Annotated in this window: 1 pseudogene; it reads left to right on the forward strand. The window is 61.8% G+C overall.

Annotated elements, in window-relative coordinates:
* A pseudogene (gene nadE, locus A6013_RS24300) lies at window positions 1-450 on the forward strand (NAD(+) synthase); the annotation flags it as partial.

Consider the following 450-nt stretch of genomic DNA (forward strand, 5'->3'; position numbering starts at 1 on the left):
GGCGGGCAGGACTCTACCCTGACGGGTAAACTCTGCCAGATGGCGATTTCAGAGCTTCGTGAAGAGACGGGCGACGAAGCGCTGCAGTTTATCGCCGTGCGGCTGCCTTACGGGGTTCAGGCGGTCGAACAGGACTGCCAGGACGCCATCGCGTTCATCCTGCCCGATCGCGTGCTTACCGTCTATAGCAATGTCGCGGTGCTGGCTAGCGAGGAGGCGCTGCGCGAAGCGGGCATTGAATTAAGTGATTTTGTGCGCGGCTACGAGTAAGCGCGCGAGCGCATGAATGCGCAGTACAGCTTCGCCGGGATGTCCAAAGGCGTTGTGGTAGGCACACCCCATGCGGCACACGCGACCCCCCGTTTCTCCACCAAATACGGCGATGGCGGCACCGACACCAACCCGATTCTTCGCCTGAACAACCGTCAGGGCAAGCAGCTGGTCGCCGCG

This window comes from Enterobacter sp. IF2SW-B1 (assembly GCF_001743375.1).
Classification (GTDB): domain Bacteria; phylum Pseudomonadota; class Gammaproteobacteria; order Enterobacterales; family Enterobacteriaceae; genus Enterobacter; species Enterobacter bugandensis.